Source organism: Microbacterium sp. Clip185, from assembly GCF_028743715.1.
Classification (GTDB): Bacteria; Actinomycetota; Actinomycetes; order Actinomycetales; family Microbacteriaceae; genus Microbacterium.
Genome location: NZ_CP117996.1, coordinates 1,922,045 through 1,938,968, shown reverse-complemented (window position 1 = coordinate 1,938,968; position 16,924 = coordinate 1,922,045). Strand labels below are relative to the sequence as shown.

Annotated in this window: 22 protein-coding genes; 14 read left to right on the top strand and 8 right to left on the bottom strand. The window is 68.2% G+C overall.

Annotated features, from left to right (window positions below; translation table 11 throughout):
- Positions 1-78: 78 nt before the first annotated feature.
- From PQV94_RS09430 to PQV94_RS09415, 4 genes are read left to right on the top strand one after another with little or no spacing between them, the layout of a single operon-like run.
- Positions 79-765 (top strand): CpaF family protein, encoded by a 687-nt coding sequence (locus PQV94_RS09430; protein WP_274285607.1) that lies wholly within the window; start codon positions 79-81, stop codon positions 763-765.
- The gene (locus tag PQV94_RS09425; RefSeq protein ID WP_274285606.1) at positions 762-1,622 is read left to right on the top strand and encodes a type II secretion system F family protein; all 861 of its coding nucleotides are present in this window, start codon (positions 762-764) and stop codon (positions 1,620-1,622) included. Before PQV94_RS09430 ends, PQV94_RS09425 begins: the two co-directional genes overlap by 4 nt.
- A complete protein-coding gene (locus PQV94_RS09420; RefSeq protein WP_274285605.1) occupies positions 1,619-2,473 on the top strand; it encodes a type II secretion system F family protein in 855 nt (284 codons plus the stop codon). Before PQV94_RS09425 ends, PQV94_RS09420 begins: the two co-directional genes overlap by 4 nt.
- Before the next feature lie 50 nt (positions 2,474-2,523).
- Entirely contained in the window at positions 2,524-2,994 is a 471-nt protein-coding gene (locus PQV94_RS09415) for a hypothetical protein (protein ID WP_274285604.1), read from the top strand.
- Between the two features lie 428 nt (positions 2,995-3,422).
- Here the strand turns inward: PQV94_RS09415 and PQV94_RS09410 are convergent, their stop codons facing one another.
- Positions 3,423-3,836 carry a hypothetical protein gene (locus PQV94_RS09410; RefSeq protein ID WP_274285603.1) on the bottom strand — a complete coding sequence of 138 codons (414 nt, stop codon included), beginning with the start codon at positions 3,834-3,836 and terminating at the stop codon, positions 3,423-3,425.
- Between the two features lie 277 nt (positions 3,837-4,113).
- On the opposite strand from PQV94_RS09410, the gene PQV94_RS09405 reads away from it, so the two are divergent.
- Both PQV94_RS09405 and PQV94_RS09400 read left to right on the top strand, forming a co-directional pair.
- Positions 4,114-4,863, top strand: a complete 750-nt coding sequence (locus PQV94_RS09405; RefSeq protein ID WP_274285602.1) for a hypothetical protein — start codon at positions 4,114-4,116, stop codon at positions 4,861-4,863.
- 86 nt (positions 4,864-4,949) lie between these two features.
- Positions 4,950-5,660 carry a hypothetical protein gene (locus PQV94_RS09400; RefSeq protein ID WP_274285601.1) on the top strand — a complete coding sequence of 237 codons (711 nt, stop codon included), beginning with the start codon at positions 4,950-4,952 and terminating at the stop codon, positions 5,658-5,660.
- A gap of 19 nt (positions 5,661-5,679) precedes the next feature.
- Here PQV94_RS09400 and PQV94_RS09395 read toward each other — a convergent pair whose 3' ends face one another.
- The 3 genes from PQV94_RS09395 to PQV94_RS09385 form a co-directional block, all read right to left on the bottom strand.
- Positions 5,680-6,336, bottom strand: coding sequence for a recombinase family protein (locus tag PQV94_RS09395; protein ID WP_274285600.1), 657 nt, complete (start codon positions 6,334-6,336; stop codon positions 5,680-5,682).
- Complete coding sequence (locus PQV94_RS09390) at positions 6,333-6,716, bottom strand: hypothetical protein (RefSeq protein ID WP_274285599.1); 384 nt, start codon at positions 6,714-6,716, stop codon at positions 6,333-6,335. The genes PQV94_RS09395 and PQV94_RS09390 overlap by 4 nt, the downstream gene beginning before the upstream one ends.
- A gap of 82 nt (positions 6,717-6,798) precedes the next feature.
- Positions 6,799-8,052 (bottom strand): tyrosine-type recombinase/integrase, encoded by a 1,254-nt coding sequence (locus tag PQV94_RS09385; RefSeq protein ID WP_274285598.1) that lies wholly within the window; start codon positions 8,050-8,052, stop codon positions 6,799-6,801.
- Between the two features lie 307 nt (positions 8,053-8,359).
- Here PQV94_RS09385 and PQV94_RS09380 point away from each other — a divergent pair, with 307 nt between their 5' ends.
- From PQV94_RS09380 to PQV94_RS09365, 4 genes are read left to right on the top strand one after another with little or no spacing between them, the layout of a single operon-like run.
- Positions 8,360-8,608 carry a hypothetical protein gene (locus PQV94_RS09380; protein WP_274285597.1) on the top strand — a complete coding sequence of 83 codons (249 nt, stop codon included), beginning with the start codon at positions 8,360-8,362 and terminating at the stop codon, positions 8,606-8,608.
- A gap of 3 nt (positions 8,609-8,611) precedes the next feature.
- Complete coding sequence (locus PQV94_RS09375) at positions 8,612-9,007, top strand: TadE/TadG family type IV pilus assembly protein (protein WP_274285596.1); 396 nt, start codon at positions 8,612-8,614, stop codon at positions 9,005-9,007.
- A gap of 1 nt (position 9,008) precedes the next feature.
- A complete protein-coding gene (locus PQV94_RS09370; RefSeq protein WP_337994350.1) occupies positions 9,009-9,458 on the top strand; it encodes a TadE family protein in 450 nt (149 codons plus the stop codon).
- A complete protein-coding gene (locus PQV94_RS09365; RefSeq protein WP_274285594.1) occupies positions 9,455-9,868 on the top strand; it encodes a pilus assembly protein TadG-related protein in 414 nt (137 codons plus the stop codon). Before PQV94_RS09370 ends, PQV94_RS09365 begins: the two co-directional genes overlap by 4 nt.
- Before the next feature lie 6 nt (positions 9,869-9,874).
- Here PQV94_RS09365 and PQV94_RS09360 read toward each other — a convergent pair whose 3' ends face one another.
- On the bottom strand, positions 9,875-10,399 hold the full coding sequence (locus PQV94_RS09360; RefSeq protein WP_274285593.1) for a cupin domain-containing protein: 525 nt from the start codon (positions 10,397-10,399) through the stop codon (positions 9,875-9,877).
- A gap of 133 nt (positions 10,400-10,532) precedes the next feature.
- Positions 10,533-11,255: an SDR family oxidoreductase gene (locus PQV94_RS09355; RefSeq protein ID WP_274285592.1), complete on the bottom strand. Its 723-nt coding sequence runs from the start codon at positions 11,253-11,255 to the stop codon at positions 10,533-10,535.
- A 139-nt stretch (positions 11,256-11,394) separates the two neighbouring features.
- Here PQV94_RS09355 and PQV94_RS09350 point away from each other — a divergent pair, with 139 nt between their 5' ends.
- From PQV94_RS09350 to PQV94_RS09340, 3 genes are read left to right on the top strand one after another with little or no spacing between them, the layout of a single operon-like run.
- Positions 11,395-11,820, top strand: coding sequence for a MerR family transcriptional regulator (locus PQV94_RS09350; RefSeq protein WP_274285591.1), 426 nt, complete (start codon positions 11,395-11,397; stop codon positions 11,818-11,820).
- A gap of 46 nt (positions 11,821-11,866) precedes the next feature.
- The gene (locus tag PQV94_RS09345) at positions 11,867-13,084 is read left to right on the top strand and encodes an MFS transporter (RefSeq protein ID WP_274285590.1); all 1,218 of its coding nucleotides are present in this window, start codon (positions 11,867-11,869) and stop codon (positions 13,082-13,084) included.
- A gap of 6 nt (positions 13,085-13,090) precedes the next feature.
- Positions 13,091-13,834 carry a MerR family transcriptional regulator gene (locus PQV94_RS09340; protein WP_274285589.1) on the top strand — a complete coding sequence of 248 codons (744 nt, stop codon included), beginning with the start codon at positions 13,091-13,093 and terminating at the stop codon, positions 13,832-13,834.
- Positions 13,835-13,913: 79 nt separating this feature from the next.
- Here the strand turns inward: PQV94_RS09340 and PQV94_RS09335 are convergent, their stop codons facing one another.
- A complete protein-coding gene (locus PQV94_RS09335) occupies positions 13,914-15,443 on the bottom strand; it encodes an FAD-dependent oxidoreductase (protein WP_274285588.1) in 1,530 nt (509 codons plus the stop codon).
- Between the two features lie 28 nt (positions 15,444-15,471).
- Between PQV94_RS09335 and PQV94_RS09330 the strand changes: the two genes are divergently transcribed.
- Positions 15,472-16,062 carry a helix-turn-helix domain-containing protein gene (locus PQV94_RS09330; RefSeq protein WP_274285587.1) on the top strand — a complete coding sequence of 197 codons (591 nt, stop codon included), beginning with the start codon at positions 15,472-15,474 and terminating at the stop codon, positions 16,060-16,062.
- Between the two features lie 12 nt (positions 16,063-16,074).
- On the opposite strand, the gene PQV94_RS09325 is transcribed toward PQV94_RS09330, so the two are convergent.
- Positions 16,075-16,899 carry a formate/nitrite transporter family protein gene (locus tag PQV94_RS09325; RefSeq protein WP_274285586.1) on the bottom strand — a complete coding sequence of 275 codons (825 nt, stop codon included), beginning with the start codon at positions 16,897-16,899 and terminating at the stop codon, positions 16,075-16,077.
- Positions 16,900-16,924: the final 25 nt, after the last annotated feature.

Below are 16,924 nucleotides of genomic sequence, written 5' to 3'. Positions count from 1 at the left end.
AGAGCGGACCAGCCCGACCGAGACCAATAGTCCTCGTTTGCAAGTGTCAACAGTTGCATTCGCTGCAACATGCGAGGGTTGATCACCCGTAAGCACTGGGCCGTCAACATCCGCAAGTTCCTGCCGCGCTACCGTCGGCTGGCGCAGCTCGTCGCCACGGGCACGCTGCCGCCGCACGTCGCCGAACGGCTGAGTCGGGCAATGCGGCAGGGCGACAGCATCCTGGTGTCGGGGGCGACGCACGCCGGCAAGACGACGATGCTCGCGGCGCTGATCGCTGAATGCGCTCCCCAGCAGCGCATCATCACGGTCGAGGAGACGTTCGAGCTCGCGGTCGACGCGCACGACATCGTGGCGCTGCAGGGTCGCCAGCCCAGTCTCGAGGGGACGGGTGAGGTGACGCTGCGGCGGCTGGTGAAAGAAGCACTCCGGATGCGGCCCGACCGCCTCATCGTCGGGGAGGTGCGTGACGCGGAGGCGCTCGATCTGCTCCTCGCCCTCAACACGGGTGTGCCGGGTGCTGCGACGATCCACGCGAACTCCGCGCGCGACGCTCTCGTCAAGCTCGCATCCCTGCCGCTGCTGGCGGGACGCAACATCGACCGGGACTTCGTCGTGCCCGCCATCGCGTCGAGCATCGACCTCGTCGTGCACTGTGCTCAGGACGCCCGTGGCGCGCGACACGTCGTCGAAGTGATGCAGACGACGGGTGAGGTCATGGACGGTGTGGTCGAGGTCGTCCCCGTGTACGAGGCGGCCCGATGACGATCCTGCTGGGCGCGCTTCTCGGCGCCGGAATCCTCCTCATGCTCGCGCCGCGGCTGTGGCCGGCGCGAGTGGCAACCGAGCGTTCCGAGCAGCGCGTGTCACGGGGCGCAGGACTGCTTGCGGAGGCAGGATTCGCGCACCTGCCGGTCACCGCGCTGCTGCTCGCTTCCGCGGCCGCTGCGGTGCTCGCGGCCGCGATCGCCTGGTTGCTCACCCAGGTGCCGGCTTTCGCTCTGCTCGCCGCGCTCTCGGGTGCTGCGGCTCCCACGCTGTGGCTTCGTGGCCGAGCGCGTCGGCTTCTCAAGATCCGGCGGGGACTGTGGCCCGACGTCTGCGATCTGCTCATCGCGTCGGTGCGTGCCGGCTTCGCCTTGCCGGATGCCCTCGCGTCGTTGCAGAGCTCGGCGCCCACGCCCCTGCGCCCCGCCTTCGCGGGTTTCGCGCGCGACCTCGCCGCATCCGGGCACTTCGAGACGAGCCTCGATCGGTTGAAGGTGGCGCTGTCGGATCCGGTGGCCGACCGCATCCTCGAGACGCTGCGGATGGCGCGGCAGGTCGGCGGAACCGAGCTGGTTCCGGTGCTGCGATCGCTCTCCAGCGCGGTGCGGGCGGATGCGGCGGTGCGCGCCGAAGTGGATGCGCGGCAGTCGTGGGTGCGGGGCGCTGCGGTGCTGGGCCTGCTCGCACCCTGGGTGATCCTCGTGCTGCTCGCGCTCCGTCCGGAAGGATCCGCCGCCTACTCGAGCCCCGAGGGCGTGGTGTTGATCGTGGTCGGCGCGCTGGTGTCCGCCCTGGCGTTTCGCATGATGCTGGCGGTGGGGCGGCTTCCTGAACCGCGGAGGTGGTTCGGATGACCCCGGCCGGAATCACGCAGGTGGCCGTCGCCGTGCTGCTCGGCGGGGCGCTGGGTGCCGGAATGTCCCTGATCCTCTGGGCGACTCCGAGGTGGCGTGCCGTGTCGCTCGGTCGCCGTGTCGCGCCGTACGTGCGTGATGTCGCCGACCCGCGTGGACTGACGCCGCTGCACGCCCCTGTACGCGACGCGGGTGAGAAGCTGCTGCGCCGGCTGGGTGCGCGCGTGGGCGGCGCGGCCGACCTGGAGGCGCGGCTGCGCCGCGCGGGATGGCTGATGGATGCGGCGGCCTTCCGGGCGCGCCAACTCACCTGGGCGATCGTCGGTCTCGTCGTCGGCGCGGTCCTCGTGGTCGCTCTCGTGGTCGCCGGGTCTTTCGCCCCCGCCGTCGGCGTGCTCCCGTTGCTGGGTGCTGTGGCCGGAGCGATTGGCTACGACCTGCGCCTCGGGGCGGCGGTTCGGACACGCGCTGCGCGTGCCGCCGAGGAGCTGCCCACCATCCTGGAGTTCCTCGCGCTGTGCCTCGCCGCCGGCGAGGGCGCCTTCGACGCGATCCGGCGTGTGTCCTCGGTCGGCTCCGGCGAGATCGTGACGGAGCTTCGTCGCGCCGTGCTGGATGTCGGCACGGGGTCGTCGCTGAGCGACGCGCTCGCCTCCGTCGCGCGGGCGATCGACACGCCCGCCGTCGCCCGCAGCATCGACCAGATCGTCGCCGCCATCGACCGCGGCGCACCACTCGCGCAGGTTCTGCAGGCGCAGGCCGCCGACGCACGCGAGGACGCCAAGCGCGTGCTCATCGAGAAGGCCGGCCGTAAAGAGATCTACATGCTGCTGCCCCGCACCATTGCGTAAACGTACCTTGCGTGAATCGGGCTGAACCCGCCGAGCGATATGTTTGGCCTGTGGCTGATATCGAAGTTCAGATTCCGAGCGCTGTGCGCACGCGGGTGACTCGCGACATTGTCATTCTCATCGTCACAGTAGTCGTCGTCGCGGCAGTCGTCGTCTCGGCTGTCCTCTCGGGGGGCGTAGGTGGCCTCATTGGTATCGCTGCGGCCACCGTGGTTGTGGGCGCAGTCAAGCAGATCGGCGCAGTACTTGAGATTCGCTACGAGCAGGCGATCGATAGTCTCCAGGCGCTGGTCGCGCCAAGCAAAGCCGGTCGATTGAAGGGAGCGCTGAAGGCCCTGGGGTTGGCCAAAGACGACTCCGATGAGATGAAGAAGATGAAGGATGAAGCTGCTGCACTTGTCGAGGAATTCGAGCGTCGGCGGGTCGCGGTCGCTGAATGGTCCCCTGCTGCGGGGCTGGTCACCTGGGTGCTTGGGCTTGGCGCGGTGCTGACCGCTGTGCTCAAGCTGCTGAACGGCTAGCACTACTCTCGGGCGTCAGGCGACGAACACCCATCCGGTGCGAGACGCAAGGTATTCGGCGCGCGTGTGCTGATTCTCCACTGAAAGCCCGCGCGCCACCTCAACGCCAAGCGGGTGGCCGCTTCCGTGGTTGGAGCCAGCGCATCCGCAGACGCAGTTCCAGGCATTGTCAGGATTGGCGCCCCAGCATTCGGATACGCACGTTGTACGAGAGTTTCCATATATGACCACGCGGACAGTCCCGAACTCCCGGATCAGCCCGTCAATCAGGTCGTCACCGTTATCGCGGGAGACCTCGAACAGCTTCGTTTGCCGGTTGTACTCGGGGCGGGGGCGAGTTCAAGGGATTCACCGGGCAGCAGGACCACGGTCGGCACGCCTACTTTGAGGCGCACCGCAACCGGGTTAGCTAGCTCTGCCCCACTCGGCTATGAGAGTTCGCTGTGGCGCTGCTCCGCGATGACCACGCCTTCCTCGGTGGCGACGGTGCTGCCCTTGGTGACGCGGGGCTTGCGTGCAGCGGGCTCCTTAGCAGCCGTTGCAGCGTCGGCCTTGGGCGCACGGCGGGGCGGGGTGACGGTCCAGCCGTTGGGCAGGCTGCCCGCGTTGGTGATGGCCCGCTGGGTGAGGGCTTCCAGATCGCCGGCCTCGATGGACTCAACGAGCGCCTGGTAGGCCAGCGCGCGGATGCCCTTGAGGCGGGCGCGCTGCACGGTGACGCCGAACGTGTCAACGACCTGCTGGATGGCAGCTTCGATGGCGGGCAGCGCCTCGTCGAACGCGGCAGCCTCCACGGTCTCGACGGGCTTCGGGGTCTTGGTGCTGGTGGTCTTGGTGGCCATAATGTAGAACCTTCCTGGCGGGGCGGATGTTAGAAGATTGCTTCGAACACGAGCAAGCTAGCCTCGGCTCACGAGGGCATCCAAGAGCGGGTCTCAACTACGGCGTGTAGACCGCTGCCGTGGTAGCCGAAACGGTCCCCTTCCGGAACTCGCGCCAGTGTGAAGGGGGTGCGGTTGCGACGTACTCCGGCCCCCGTCAGGAGTGCGGTGGTAAGCCCGTTCGCCGTGCGCGGGATGTCATAAGGGGGAGTCCGCTGTGTGACGGGCACAATGAATCATGACCTTGTTGGAGCGCGCGCGTGACCTCGCCACGAAGCATGTGGCGCTAACAGTCTCACTGTCACTCGCGGTTCTCGTCGTGCTGCGCGCGCTGTACTTCGCAAGGTTCGACCTGCCGGTTGCGTTTGCCGTGTTGACGCTTACTAACCAGGCAACGCTTCTCATCACGACGCTCGCACTGTTTCTGGTCGTCGGACTCTCAGTCGTTTGGGTGTTCGATCCAGGAGGCTACGTGAATCGTGTCCATGAAGCTGGTGCGCCCCGCGCGATCGTCTTCGGCACCACTATCGCGGTTACTGCGCTGCTTCCCTTGATCTACGGGTCCTTCATGACGCCGATTCTCGTAGCGCTGGTGACTATCGCTGTGATCGGGGTGATTGTCGGGAAGATATTGAGGGCGCGACGGCGCAAACCTCGTCCCAAGTCGAAGAAGAATCGCGGGGCGTGGGCAGCGGGGCTTGCAATCGGAACGGTCGTCGTTGTGCTCCTTGGCCAGCCTTGGATGCCATCCGAACAGATAACGACTACGTCATCGGGTGACACCGTTGCGGGCTACGTCGTCGGCGAACAGGCTGGTCAGCTACTTCTGCTTGATCGCAGCCGTAAGCCGGTTTGGATCAAGGTATCTGACATCTCAAGCCGTGAAGTCTGTGAGATCAACTGGCTTCCGCCGGACCTGCGCTGGATTGCCACTCCCGTTTTCCGGGCTGGGGGCGCACCGACGCCAGTCGAATGCGCCAAAGAGTAGCCCGGCGAGCGTGCGCCGGTATAAGGCCTTGTCTGGCTGAGCGAGCCTAGACCGCTGATGCGGCATGCTCCGGGATACTGGGCACTGTGAACAGCATCGATCCAGCGCAGGCGATTGACGCTGCTTCGAAGGCGCTCGCCGCCATCGTTTCGCTGGTTGGGCTGGTTGTGGCCATCAGCCAGTGGACTCGTCCTGCCGTTCTAAAGCGCCGTGTGAAGTGGCTCCAGGAGACGAGTGAGCATGAGCAGAACGAGGCCCGATTGGTGACGCTGAGGGCGATCCTCCACAACGCCAACGCCTCTCTTGTTGCCGGGATGCTCGTGCCCGGTTGGAGGTTCTTGCCGTTGGTGGCTCTAATGCTCCTCGGGCCAGCGCAAGCGTTCCTCTGGGCGCGCAAGGATGCGGATTTCTGGAACATTCTTGGCGCGCTCAGCATCTCGATCGCGTTCTCGATGAACCCCATTCGAAGAGGAGTGCGCCTGCTGGCTGAGCGATATCGCGTCGCTCACGAGTATCACGAGGGAGCGGAACCGGTCCGTGCTGCCCGGCTCGGATCACTCAATCAGATGGAGGGTGGAACTCGCGCCGAGTTGGGATTCGGGCTTGTTGCTTCGCTCGGCATCAACGCTGTCGCAGTCGGGGTCGCGTTGGCCTACCTAGATCAAGTTGGGTGGGGTCTCGCGGTGGGAATCACGGGTGCAGTGCTCACGGTCGTCATGGCGTGGATAATCAATGGCTACGCGCGGAAGCGAGTCGCCATCTACGGCCCTTGGTCCGTAGGTGACCCCCGCATGTGACGACGGGTGAGCTTGTGGGTCAGGCCACGGCCAGGCGGGATGTGAGTCGGCGCTGTGCCTTGGCTACGCCATTGACAGTCCAGGGCAGCCCGGTAGCCGTGGTGCGGCCCTCGGCGTTGAGTGTGGCAGCCGTGTCGGCGAGGGTGCGCGTGCGGCGCAGCGCCAGGAGCCTGTCGCCGGTGTCCTGGGGCAGCACGGACACGCGGCCCATGTGTCGTCCCTGACGCTTGGCGGCTTGCATCGCGGCGCTGGTGTGTTCACCGATCACCCGGCGCTCCCACTGCGCTACCGACATCATCACGTTGGCCACAAGCTCGCCGGTCGGCGTGCTGGTGTCCACTCCCAGGTCGATGGCGACAAGTGCCCAGCCGCGTGAACGGGCCTGCTCCAGCACACGGGCGAAGTCGGCCACGTTACGGCTCAGGCGGTCGAGCTTGGCCACCACGATGCCGTCAACGTCGCGGCGCTTGGGACTGATGTCCAGCCGGTCGAGCGCGGCCTGTAGCTGGGGTCGGGCGAGCGACTTGGCGCTGAGGCCCGCGTCCTCGTACCAGAGCACCTCCCAGCCGTGGGCATCGGCGTAGCGCTGGATGCTGTCGCGCTGGGCATCAAGCCCGAGGCCGCTGCTGGCCTGCTTCTCGGTGGACACACGTAGGTAACCGATCATGGTCGTCATCGGCGCTGATCCTTGGGGTGGTTGGGCATGGTGTGGAACCTTCCGCTTGAGGCGCGCATCGAACAGATGTTCGAGTTTGAGCAAGGTAGCCGGAAGGGCTCCTGTTCAGCGAACTTCTGCTTGCCCGCCGCGCGACCGCGCGTCACGTGCTCCTGGGCACTCACCTCGGCCAGTCGTTGCCGAACCACCGTGCGCGTAGCTCGCGAGTGAACCATCACTGCCTCGGCCAGCTCCCAGTCCTCGTCGTTCAGTTCCACGCGACCATCGAGGACCATCAGCGCCACGGCCACGCGGGTACGAACCATCAACTCGTGACCGTGCAGTGCGTCGCGCTTTCCCAGGTGGAAGGCCTCCCTGTCTTCGAGGTACGCCTCGTCCATCTGCGGCAGCGACTTGATCTGGTAGAAGCTGGAGAAGTCCAGCGCGCACGCTCTCGCGCAGGTCTTGTCGTGACACGGTTGGTCAGTCGCCTTGACCCAGAGATCCCGGCTCGGTCAAGGGGTACCGACGGATGAGTTCGGTGGCGTTGGTGATAAACCACGCAGCGTCCGAACTGGACACTCGCTCGAACCAACCGTGCGCTGCATCGTTGCGGATGTCTTGAAGTCGGTTGATCGACTGCAGCGTCCTGTTGTCGATAACTCCCCGCGACTTCAGGACGGCCGCGTACGCGCTCAGCTTCCCTTCGCCCCGAAGCGGGATCTCGTTCTCGCGGGCGAGATCGCGAAGGTGCTTCTCAAGCGCCGCACCCGCGAATGCTGTCGCGGCGGCCGGGTGCGCGTCGGACAACCGCAACATGGTCCCCGCCTCTTCCATCGCCGCGAGCGAATCCGGCTTGGTCGGTAGCACTAGCCTGCTCAACCGCAGTGCAGGGTGGTCCTCGATTGCCCCGGTCGATCGCGCCGCCCAGATGGCGAGTCGCCGAGACTCGGCCTCACCTACCGATCGAACGACCTCGCCATAGGCGAATCCCCGCTCAACCGCGATCGAGCGCAGACAGAACGTCAGGTCCAAGGGCTTGAGTTCGTATCTCAAGCTGGTGCGGCTGCCTATCCGCATCACGATGGTTCGGAGGGAGTTGCGGTCAACACTGTTGTCCCAACCGGTGCGGATGATCGCTCCCGAACCCAGCCGAGTCCGCAGATTCGCGATCGCTGCTGACACTGGCTCCGGGATCACGACGTACGGGCGCTGGAACTGGTTGTTCCGAGCGGGAACCCGGAGGATCTGATGACCCTCGACCTCTCCGAGGTTGGCGAATGTCGCCGACTCGACCTCGGATGGGCGCATGCCACAGAACCCGAGCAGGCCGACGGTCGCCCGCTCGTTGTCGTCTTTGCACCCTGACCATATTTCGCGAAGCTCGCCGACAGTCGGCACCTCGCGGTTCTCCAGGGGAGGCGTCGACCAGCGGAGATCCGCGATTGGGTTGGTCGCGATGACACCGCGCGCAGCCAGGAACCCGAAGAATACCCGCACGGTCGTCATCTCGCGGTAGATGGTTCTCGGCTTGTGCCCGATGTTGCCGAGGTGGCCGGCGAACTCGTGCACCTGGCCTGCATCCGCGCGAAGCGGGACGTAGCTCAGAGTTGCGCACCACTCAGCAAACCGGCGCAAGTCGCGCTCATACATCTTGCGTGTGAGATCGCTCTTCGTCCCGGCAGCGAGGAACAGCGGAACCTCGTTTGCCCAGGTCCGAGCATCTTCGTCGAACAACTAGTTCCCCCATGGATAGCCGGTGCCGCTCGCCGCCCGCGTTCCAGCATCGCCAACCCGACGCCTAGTGCTCCGCGTGTCGGGGCGGCATGATCGGATCGTACAGGCGACGGTGGACAGTAGCCGACCACGTTCGCCGCTGTGCCCTACTCTTTCCGAATGGGCGACGAGGTCGACCAGGAGCTACGGCGACAACCGGCGGGCTGCACCCACTGGTCCGGGTGCCACTGTCGGCGGGAGGTCAGCAGAGAACTGACATCTCACCGGGGTGGCACAGGATGACTAGCTGATCGCCGGTCGCGATCACATGGAACCCACGATCCCTTGCAGCCACAACGACCTCTTCGATCGACGCGTATTGTTCGACCGACTCGATCGAACGGCGCACGACCCCGCCTCGGTTCGCCTGACCGGCGCGGAAGATGTCATCTACCCATGTCACGTTGTTCCCCCTGTACCCCGCGAGACGACGCTCGTCGTGGTGAACTGGGCGCTCGCCGGTCCTGCGCTCGCGGATCTGTTCACGCAGGCGATCGACCGCGTCAGCGGGTTCTGAGCGATGTCCGACCGGCACCCGCTGCTCGACGACGAGGGTGCAGCTCCGGTCGAGTTCGTGCTGGTCGGGGCCATACTGACGTTCCTGACGCTCGCCGTGCTGCAGTTGGGGTTCGCCGTCTACATCCGCAACGTCGTGCACGATGCTGCGGTCGAGGGGGCGTATCACGCAGCGCTGGCGGATACGAGCCTGGCGGATGGCGCTGCCCGCACAGCGGATGTCGTCGCCCGGGCCGTGGGGGATGCCTACCCGGTGGAGGTGCAGGCCGCGGAGACCGATCGCTTCGGTTATCCGGCGACCGAAATCACGGTGCGGACGACGTCGCCGGTCGCGGGTCTGTGGGGCGTGCCCGAGGCGTTGGAGGTGACCGCTCATGCGCCGAACGAGAGCTTCGACTGAGGTGGCCTCGCTGCTCGATGATGACGAAGGCAACGCCTCGCTCGAGTTCATCGTGGCGGGCCTCATCCTGCTCGCACCGCTCGTCTATCTGATCGTCGCGCTCGGAGCGATCCAGTCGCAGGCGCTCGGCGTGGAGGCGGCGGCCCGTCACATCGCCCGCGCTGTCTCCACCGCGGCGAATGCGGAGGATGCGGCCGCACGCGCCGACCTGGTGATGGCGGCCGTGGCGGAGGAGTACGGCATCGACCCGGATGCGGTCGTGCTGCGCTGGGAGTGCGCCCCCGCGGGTGTCGAGTGCCCATCCGCCGGGGCGACCTTGCTCCTCAGCGTGAGTACGGACGTCCCGCTGCCCTTGGTGCCGCCGGTGCTGGGGCTCGACCAGGTCGCATCCGTTCCTGTCGAGGCGAGTGCCGCGCAGAAGGTGTCACGGCTGTGGGGGACGACACCATGAGACACCTGCAACGCGACGACGAGGGCAGCATCCTGCCGCTCGTGATCGGCTACGCCGTGCTCGCGATTGCCGCGATCTTCGTGTGCGTGTCGGCGACGAGTCTGTATCTCGCGCAGAAGCGGCTGGACGGGGTAGCGGATGCGGCGGCCCTCGCCGGCGCCGACGGCTTCACGCTGTCGGTCGTCGACGGTGCTCCGCGTGCCGAGCTGAGTGCGGACGGCGTACGCGAGCAGGCGGAGGCCCTGGTGGCGTTCTCGGGTGACGCGACGCTGGTGTCGGCGACGACGCCCGACGGCGTCTCCGCGCAGGTGACGGTCGCCGGCGTGTGGCAGCCGCCGCTCGTGTCCATGTTCGTCCCCGACGGCGTCGCGCTCGAGGCGACCGCCACCAGTCGTACGGCGCTGCGGTAGCGCAGCTCAGACCGTGTCGGGGGAGGTGAGCGCGGCGATCGTGCCGGGTTCGAGCCAGACCGGGCGGTGCTCGTCCGGGATCGTCGGCGCCACGAACCCGACGCGGTCCGGTGCCCACCCCGGGGTCACGACACTGCCGATCAGCGCATAGCCCCGCGGATCCATGAGTCGCAGGGCCTTCGTCGTGCCGGCGGGGCACACCACCATCGGCTGCTCGCCCGCATCCAGATCCGTACCGAGCACGTGCCGCTCGATCGTTCCCGCGTCCGTGGCGAGCAGGTACTCGACCGGGCCGCCCTCGATGAGCACGTGAATGTCGTCGGATGCGAGGCGGTGCCAGTAGTTGACGGGCCGCTCGGCGTCGAGCAGGTAGTAGATGGAGTTGTGTGCCGCCAGCGTGTCCTCGCCCTCCGTCACGGGGAGGTCGGACCGCGAGCGCGGCGCCCACCATCCGGACTCCACGGGCAACGGTTCGAGGTGCAGGGCGCGTCGCCAATGCAGGGCGCGCGCGGAGGGGGAGTCGGGCGTCATGCTCCGAGGATGGCATTTCCCTTCCCGCGAGACTGCACTTCACGCACGAGATCACTGTCATTACCCGTGATCTCGTCCAGAAGATGCAGTCTCGCGGGGCCCGGGTCGGGGACGCGGGCAGGGGAGGGAAGGGTCAGGAGCCCAGAAGCTCCGTGACCTGACGGTAGAAGGCTGCCGGGTCGCCGGAGAGTGAGGCTTTCACCATGGCTGTCCAGTCATCGACGATCACCTCGATGCGGTCCGCCGCGAGTGCGTCGAGCGAGGCGCGCGCCACGTCGCGGGGGTCGGTCTTGGGCCCCTCGTAGCCGGCGGTGAGGTCGGTGTCGGCGACGCCCAGCAGCACTCCCTGCACCAGCGTGCCCTGCGCTGCGAGCTCAAGACGCACGCCGTTGGTCATGTTCCACGCGGCCGCCTTCGCCGCCGAGTACGCGCCGCTGCTGGGCGCCGCGAACCACGAGAGCGCCGAGAGGACGTTGACGACCGCTCCGCCGCCCTGCGCGGCCAGCACCGGGCTGAAGGCACGGATCATCTCGAGCGTGCCCCAGAAGTGCGTGTCCATCTCTCGCCGGATCTCGGACGCATCACCGGTGACGAGCTTCGCGCCGGTCGAGATCCCGGCGTTGTTGATGAGCAGGGAGACATCGGGCGCAGCGTCGACTGCACGCTCGATCGTGGCGTGGTCGAGCACATCCAGCCGCAGCGGCACGATGCGTTCGTCGGTCACCTCGACGGACTCGGGACGTCGCGCCGCGGCGTACACCTTGCTCGCGCCACGGTCGAGCAGCTCGAGGACGAACTGACGCCCGATGCCGCGGTTGGCGCCCGAGACGAGGGCGATCTGGCCAGAAATGTCCATTGGGGGACCGGTCCTTCTGAAGAGGGATGAGGGGTGCCGCATCCTGGTGGCCTGCGACGTGGTTACGCTAAAACTTCACGTCGGCGTCAGGGTCAAGTCCCACTGCCGCGCGATGGTCCGAAAGGGAGAGGAGGCGTCCATGCGGATCGGTGAACTGGGTCGTCGCGCCGGCGTGAGCGCCCGCGCACTCCGGTACTACGAAGAGCAGGGTCTGCTCGAGCCGGATCGCACATTCAGCGGGCAGCGGATCTACCCGGAGTCGGCCGTCGAGTGGGTCGTGTTGATCCAGCAGCTGTTCGCCGCAGGGCTGTCGAGCCGCACCATCCGTCGTCTCACGCCGAGCATCCAGGCGGGGGAGTCGAGGGATGAGGATCTCGCGCTCATGACGAGCGAGCGGGACCGCATCACTGCCGCGATGAACGACCTCGCAGCCGCTCGCGATGCCCTCGATCGCATGATCGACATCGCGCTCCACCCCACACCGGAGCACTGCCCCGCACTGCGGAGCCCCGCGTGGTCGATGCTCGACGGCGCCTCGGTGGAGATTGGCCAGCTCGCCCGCTGAGTCTCGAGCTTGACCCCGCCGCAACGTCATAGTTGTGACTGGGTGCATGACCCTCGTGCCACTGGCCTACCTGGCCTCCACCTTTCTCTCCCTGCTCGGCAACTCGATCGCCGCCGTCGCCCTGCCGCTCATCGTCTTGCAGGTGACCGGCAGCGCCCTCGGCGCGGGAGCCGTCGCCGCCGCCACCGCGATTCCCGCCATCCTCGCCGGACTGTTCGCGGGCGTGATCATCGACCGCATCAATCGGCGCACCGCCTCGATCGCCTCCGACGTGATCTCCGCGCTCGCCGTTGCGGCCCTCCCCGTGCTGGACCTCGTCTGGGGACTGAACCTGGGGTGGTTCGTGATCATGGGGATCATCGGCGCCCTCGGCGACGTCCCCGGTATGACGGCCCGCGAGACACTCCTGCCGGCGATCGTGCGCCACGGCCGCTGGAGTGCCGAACGCCTTATCGGGGTCCGGGAAGCGTTGGGCGCGATCGCGATTCTCCTCGGCCCCGCGCTCGCCGGGGTACTGCTCGTCACGCTCGACGGAACGGGCGTGCTGTGGGTCACCGCGGCAACCTCTCTGTGCGCCGCGCTCATGACGATGCTGCTGCCGCGGCGTGTGGGGGACATCTCCGTGGAGGCGCCGTCCGGTGCGAGCGGGTGGGCACAGCTGCGCGAGGGGTGGCGGGTGCTCGCGGGCAGCCCGTTCCTCATAGCCACGACCTCGCTCAGTCTGCTCTCGGTGCTCGTGCTCGCCTCAATGCAGGCTCTGATCCTCCCGGTGTACTTCACCCTGGAAGGGAAACCCGGTCTGCTCGGCCTCGTGCTTTCCGCGCTCGCCGCCGGGATGCTGGTCGGTGGGGCTCTCTACGCGGTTGCGGGCGCGCGCGGGTCTCGCCGAGGTTGGTTCCTCGCCGGGCTGCTCGGCAGCACGGCGGGCTTCGCGCTCATCGGCGCCCTGCCGTCGGTGTGGATCGTTCTCGTGGGTGCCGGGGTCATGGGCCTCGCCGCGGGCCTGTTCAATAGCCTCATCGGGGTGCTCATGATCGAGCGCATCCCCGAAGCCGTGCGCGGCCGCATCCTCGGCACGCAGAACGCCGTGCTGACCGCGGCGCCGCCCGTGGGGATCGTGCTCGCCGCCGGGCTCACCGAGTACGCCGGTGTTGCCGTGGCCGCCGCGGTACTCGCAAGCCTCTGGCTCGTCGCGCTCATGGTCGGTCTGACTGCGCGGTCACTGCGTAGCCTGGATCCCGTGGCCGAGACGGATGTGGGGTGAGACGCCATGCGCAGCGGTGAACTCGCGCGGCTCGCCGGCGTCACGGTACGTGCCCTGCGGCACTACCACCAGGAGGGTGTGCTGCCCGAGCCGGAGCGCGGGAGCAACGGCTATCGCGACTACGGCGTGAGCGACCTCGTGCGGGTGCTGCGCATCCGACGTCTGGCGGCGGTCGGCATCCCTCTCGACAAGATGCCCGCGTTGCTCGACGGCGAACCGGCGGATGCGGGTGCGCTGCTCGAGTCCCTCGACGCGGAGCTCGCGGACCAGATCGACCGGCTGACGGCGCAGCGCTCGCTCATCGCGCGGCTGCGCGCAACCGACGCGGCGCCCGACGTTCCGCCCGAGCTCGCGCCGCACCTCGCGGTGCTCGCGACGGCGGGTGGCCCGGTGGGCCTGGCGAGCATGGACCGCGATCAGTCCGTGCTCCTCGCCCACCTCGCCGGCGAGGAGGGAATGCCGCGGCTCACGCGACTCTACGAGATCCTCAGCACTCCCGCTCTCGCGCCGCTCGTGGCCGAGATCTCCGCGCGCTTCGCCGAGATCGGCGCCGGCACCGCATCCGGGGAGGTCGACGCGTTCATCGAGACCGTGGTCGCGGCCTTCGCTCCCGTCGTCGCCGAGCTGACGGATGCCGGTGTCGCAGTCGAGCTGGGGGCGGGCGCCGAGCTGGTCGACGACCTCGTTCGCACGCAGTTCACGCCCGAGCAGCGCCGTGTCCTGCGCGAGATCGAGCGCCGCCTGGCCTGACCTGCCCGCGTCCCGCCCTGTCGGTGCCCTTCCATCCCTCCCAGCCCGCCTCCGCGAGGAGGGAGAGCCACCGGACTGCTCACCGCCGGAGGAGGAGAAGTACGGCGTCGTCGATCGTGGACTCGGTGCCGTCGGGGACCGTGATCGGGCGCGCCCGGGTCTGCGCGATCACGGTCTCCCAGGCGGACGGATCCAGCGCGAGCGCGGCGAGTTCCTCGTGCAGGTCCGGGAAGTCGGCGTGCTGCGCATCGGCGTGCGCCCAGGGCGGCATGGACGCGTGAGACACGACGAGCAGGTGTCCGCCCACCGCGACGCGGGATGCGGCCGCGCGCAGGATCTCGAGACGGTCCAGTGTCACGGGGGAGTGCAGGAACGAGGCGCTCACGAGATCGAAGGAGCCCTCCGGCATCCCGCCGGGAAGCTCCGCACGTACGAAGCGCGCGCGGTCGGCGAGGTCCGCGGATGCGGCGGCCTCTCTGGCCCGCGCGACCGCCGTCTCGCTGATGTCGACTCCGGTCACCTGCCAGCCGTGCTCGGCGAGCCACAGGGCGTCGCCGCCCTCGCCGCAGCCGAGGTCGAGGGCCGTGCCCGACGGCAGGGATGCGGCGATGTCGGCGACGGTGCGATTGACGCGGCCCGACCACACCCGCTCGTCTCCCGCGTATCGACCTTCCCAGTACGCGGCCGGCGCGGCGACACGATCGAGGTCCTCCTCGACGAGTGCGGCGTTCACACCCGCCCCGACGAAGGATGCGGTCCCCATCGACAGGGGGACGTTGGCGCTCGGGTCGACGACGTTGCCGGCAGCCCAGACGCGGGGGTGACTTGTGCGCCCCAGGCGGTCGACCTGGATCATCGCCCCCAGCGGACCCTCGGTGCGCACGAGGTCGAGGCCGTCGAGGAAGCCGTCGTGCGGCACGGGGCGGCCCGCGGTGAAGATCGCCGACACGGCCACCTCCCGCCCGTCGGCGGTGCGCACCGCGTCGATCCGATCGCCCTCGCCCCGCACCTCGATGACCGGCGAGCTCACCAGCCGCACTCCGCGGGCAAGCAGGCGGTGGCGCAGCGCGGGGTCGAGCTCCCCGAGGCCCGCGGTGAACACCACGACATCGTCGCTCCACTGGGTGAGCAGCTGCGCCTGGTGGGCGCCGAGGGGCGACGTGGTCAGCACGCCGATGGTCTGTCCGCGCACCTCCCAGCCGTGGCAGTAGGGGCAGTGGAGCACCGTGCGGCCCCACCTGTCGGCGAGACCGGGGATGTCGGGGAGCTCGTCGCTCAGCCCCGTCGCCACGACGAGCGCGCGAGCGCGCCAGACGGAACCGTCGACCAGCGTCACCGTCACGCTCTCGTCGTCCGCCTCGACGAGCGACACTGTGCCCGCCACGAAACGGCCGCCGTACCTTTCCACCTCGGCGCGGCCGCGGGAGCGCAGCTCGCCTGGGGCCAGCCCCTCGTGCCCGAGCACGCCATGCATGTGCTCGGCGAAGCGGTTGCGGCCCGACCCGGCATCGACGACCGTGACGGCGCGGCGGGCGCGCACGAGCATGAGGGCTGCGGACAGGCCGGCAGGGCCGGCGCCGATGACGAGGACGTCCGTGGAGTTCTGCATGAGCCCATCACACGGCTACTCTGCAACTATGGCAAGCGATCTTGCGGAAACAGCAAGCCCCTCCGTTCGTGCCGAACTCGACGACCTCGGGATGCGGCTGCGTACCGTCCGACGTGCGAAGGGGTGGACTCTCGACGACCTCGCCGCACGCGCCGGACTCTCCTCGAGCACGCTGTCACGGCTGGAGTCGGGCAAGCGTCAGGCGAGCCTCGAGCTGCTGCTGCCGCTGGTGCGCGAGCTCGGCATTCGCATCGACGACCTGTTGCAGCCGCGCGACCAGGATCCCCGCGTGCGTCGCACCCTCATCCATCGTGAGGGCCACCTCGTGCTCCCGCTCGCGCCGGAAGGATCGCCGACGAACGCCTACAAGATCACCTACCTCCCGGGTCCGGAGCCCGAGCAGCGGGTGCACGACGGCTTCGCCTGGTTCTACGTGCTCTCCGGGCGCCTCCGGCTGCGGCTGGGCGAGCAGGACCTCACGCTCGTGCGCGGGGAAGCGGCCGAGTTCGATACGCGTACGCCGCACGCGATGTCGGCTGCGGGCGGCAAGCCCGTGCAGCTGATCAGCATCTTCCACGGCGACGGCGACCGCATCCACACACACTCCGAGCCCCTGTGACACGGACCGTGTTCATCGCTCGGTGAGCGCCGGCTCCTGCTCCACAGCGGTCGCGGCGAGCCGGGGGGATCCGCCGATGAACCAGTACACGAGACCCACGAGTACGGCACCGCCGAAGAGATTGCCGAGTCCGACCCACAGCAGGTTCGTGCCGAAGTGCCCCCACGTGGCTTCCGGGACGCCGGTGGCGAGACCGATCGTGTAGGTCGTCATGTTCGCGACGACGTGCTCGAAGCCCGAGGTGATGAAGGCCAGGATCGCGCAGAAGATCACCGCGAGCTTCACTCCGTCGGAGCTGAGCCGGGCGCACATCCAGATCGCGAGGCAGACCAGCAGATTGCACAGTGCGCCACGGACGAACAGCTCAACCGGCCCCTCGTGTGCCTTCGCCGCGAGCATGTCGGCGAGCATCGTGCCCGCCGCGGCGTTGCTGTGCAGCACGCCCGACGTCGCCACCAGCACGCCGAACACGATCGAGCCGACGAGGTTCGCGCCGAAGGTGGCGAACAGCGCGCCGATCGCCGGGCCGGGCCGTACGGCGCGCAGGTAGGTGCCCTGCGCGAGCGTCATCATCGACGACGTCACGAGCTCACCGCCCGCGAACACGACGAGCGTCAGCGCCACGCCGAACACGAGTCCACTGACGAACTTGCCCCATCCGCTTCCGGCCGCCGTCAACGGCCCTGCGGCGCTGACCATCAGCACCACCCCGACGCCGATGTACGCGCCGGCCATCATCCCCGAAGCGAGAAAGCGCCCCGGGTGCCGCAGACCGTGCACCTTGTGCTCCGCGGCCGGCGCCTGTACGTCGATGAGCGCGCGTTCGATAGTCAGCATGTCCGATCGGGCGCGAGTGGTGGGC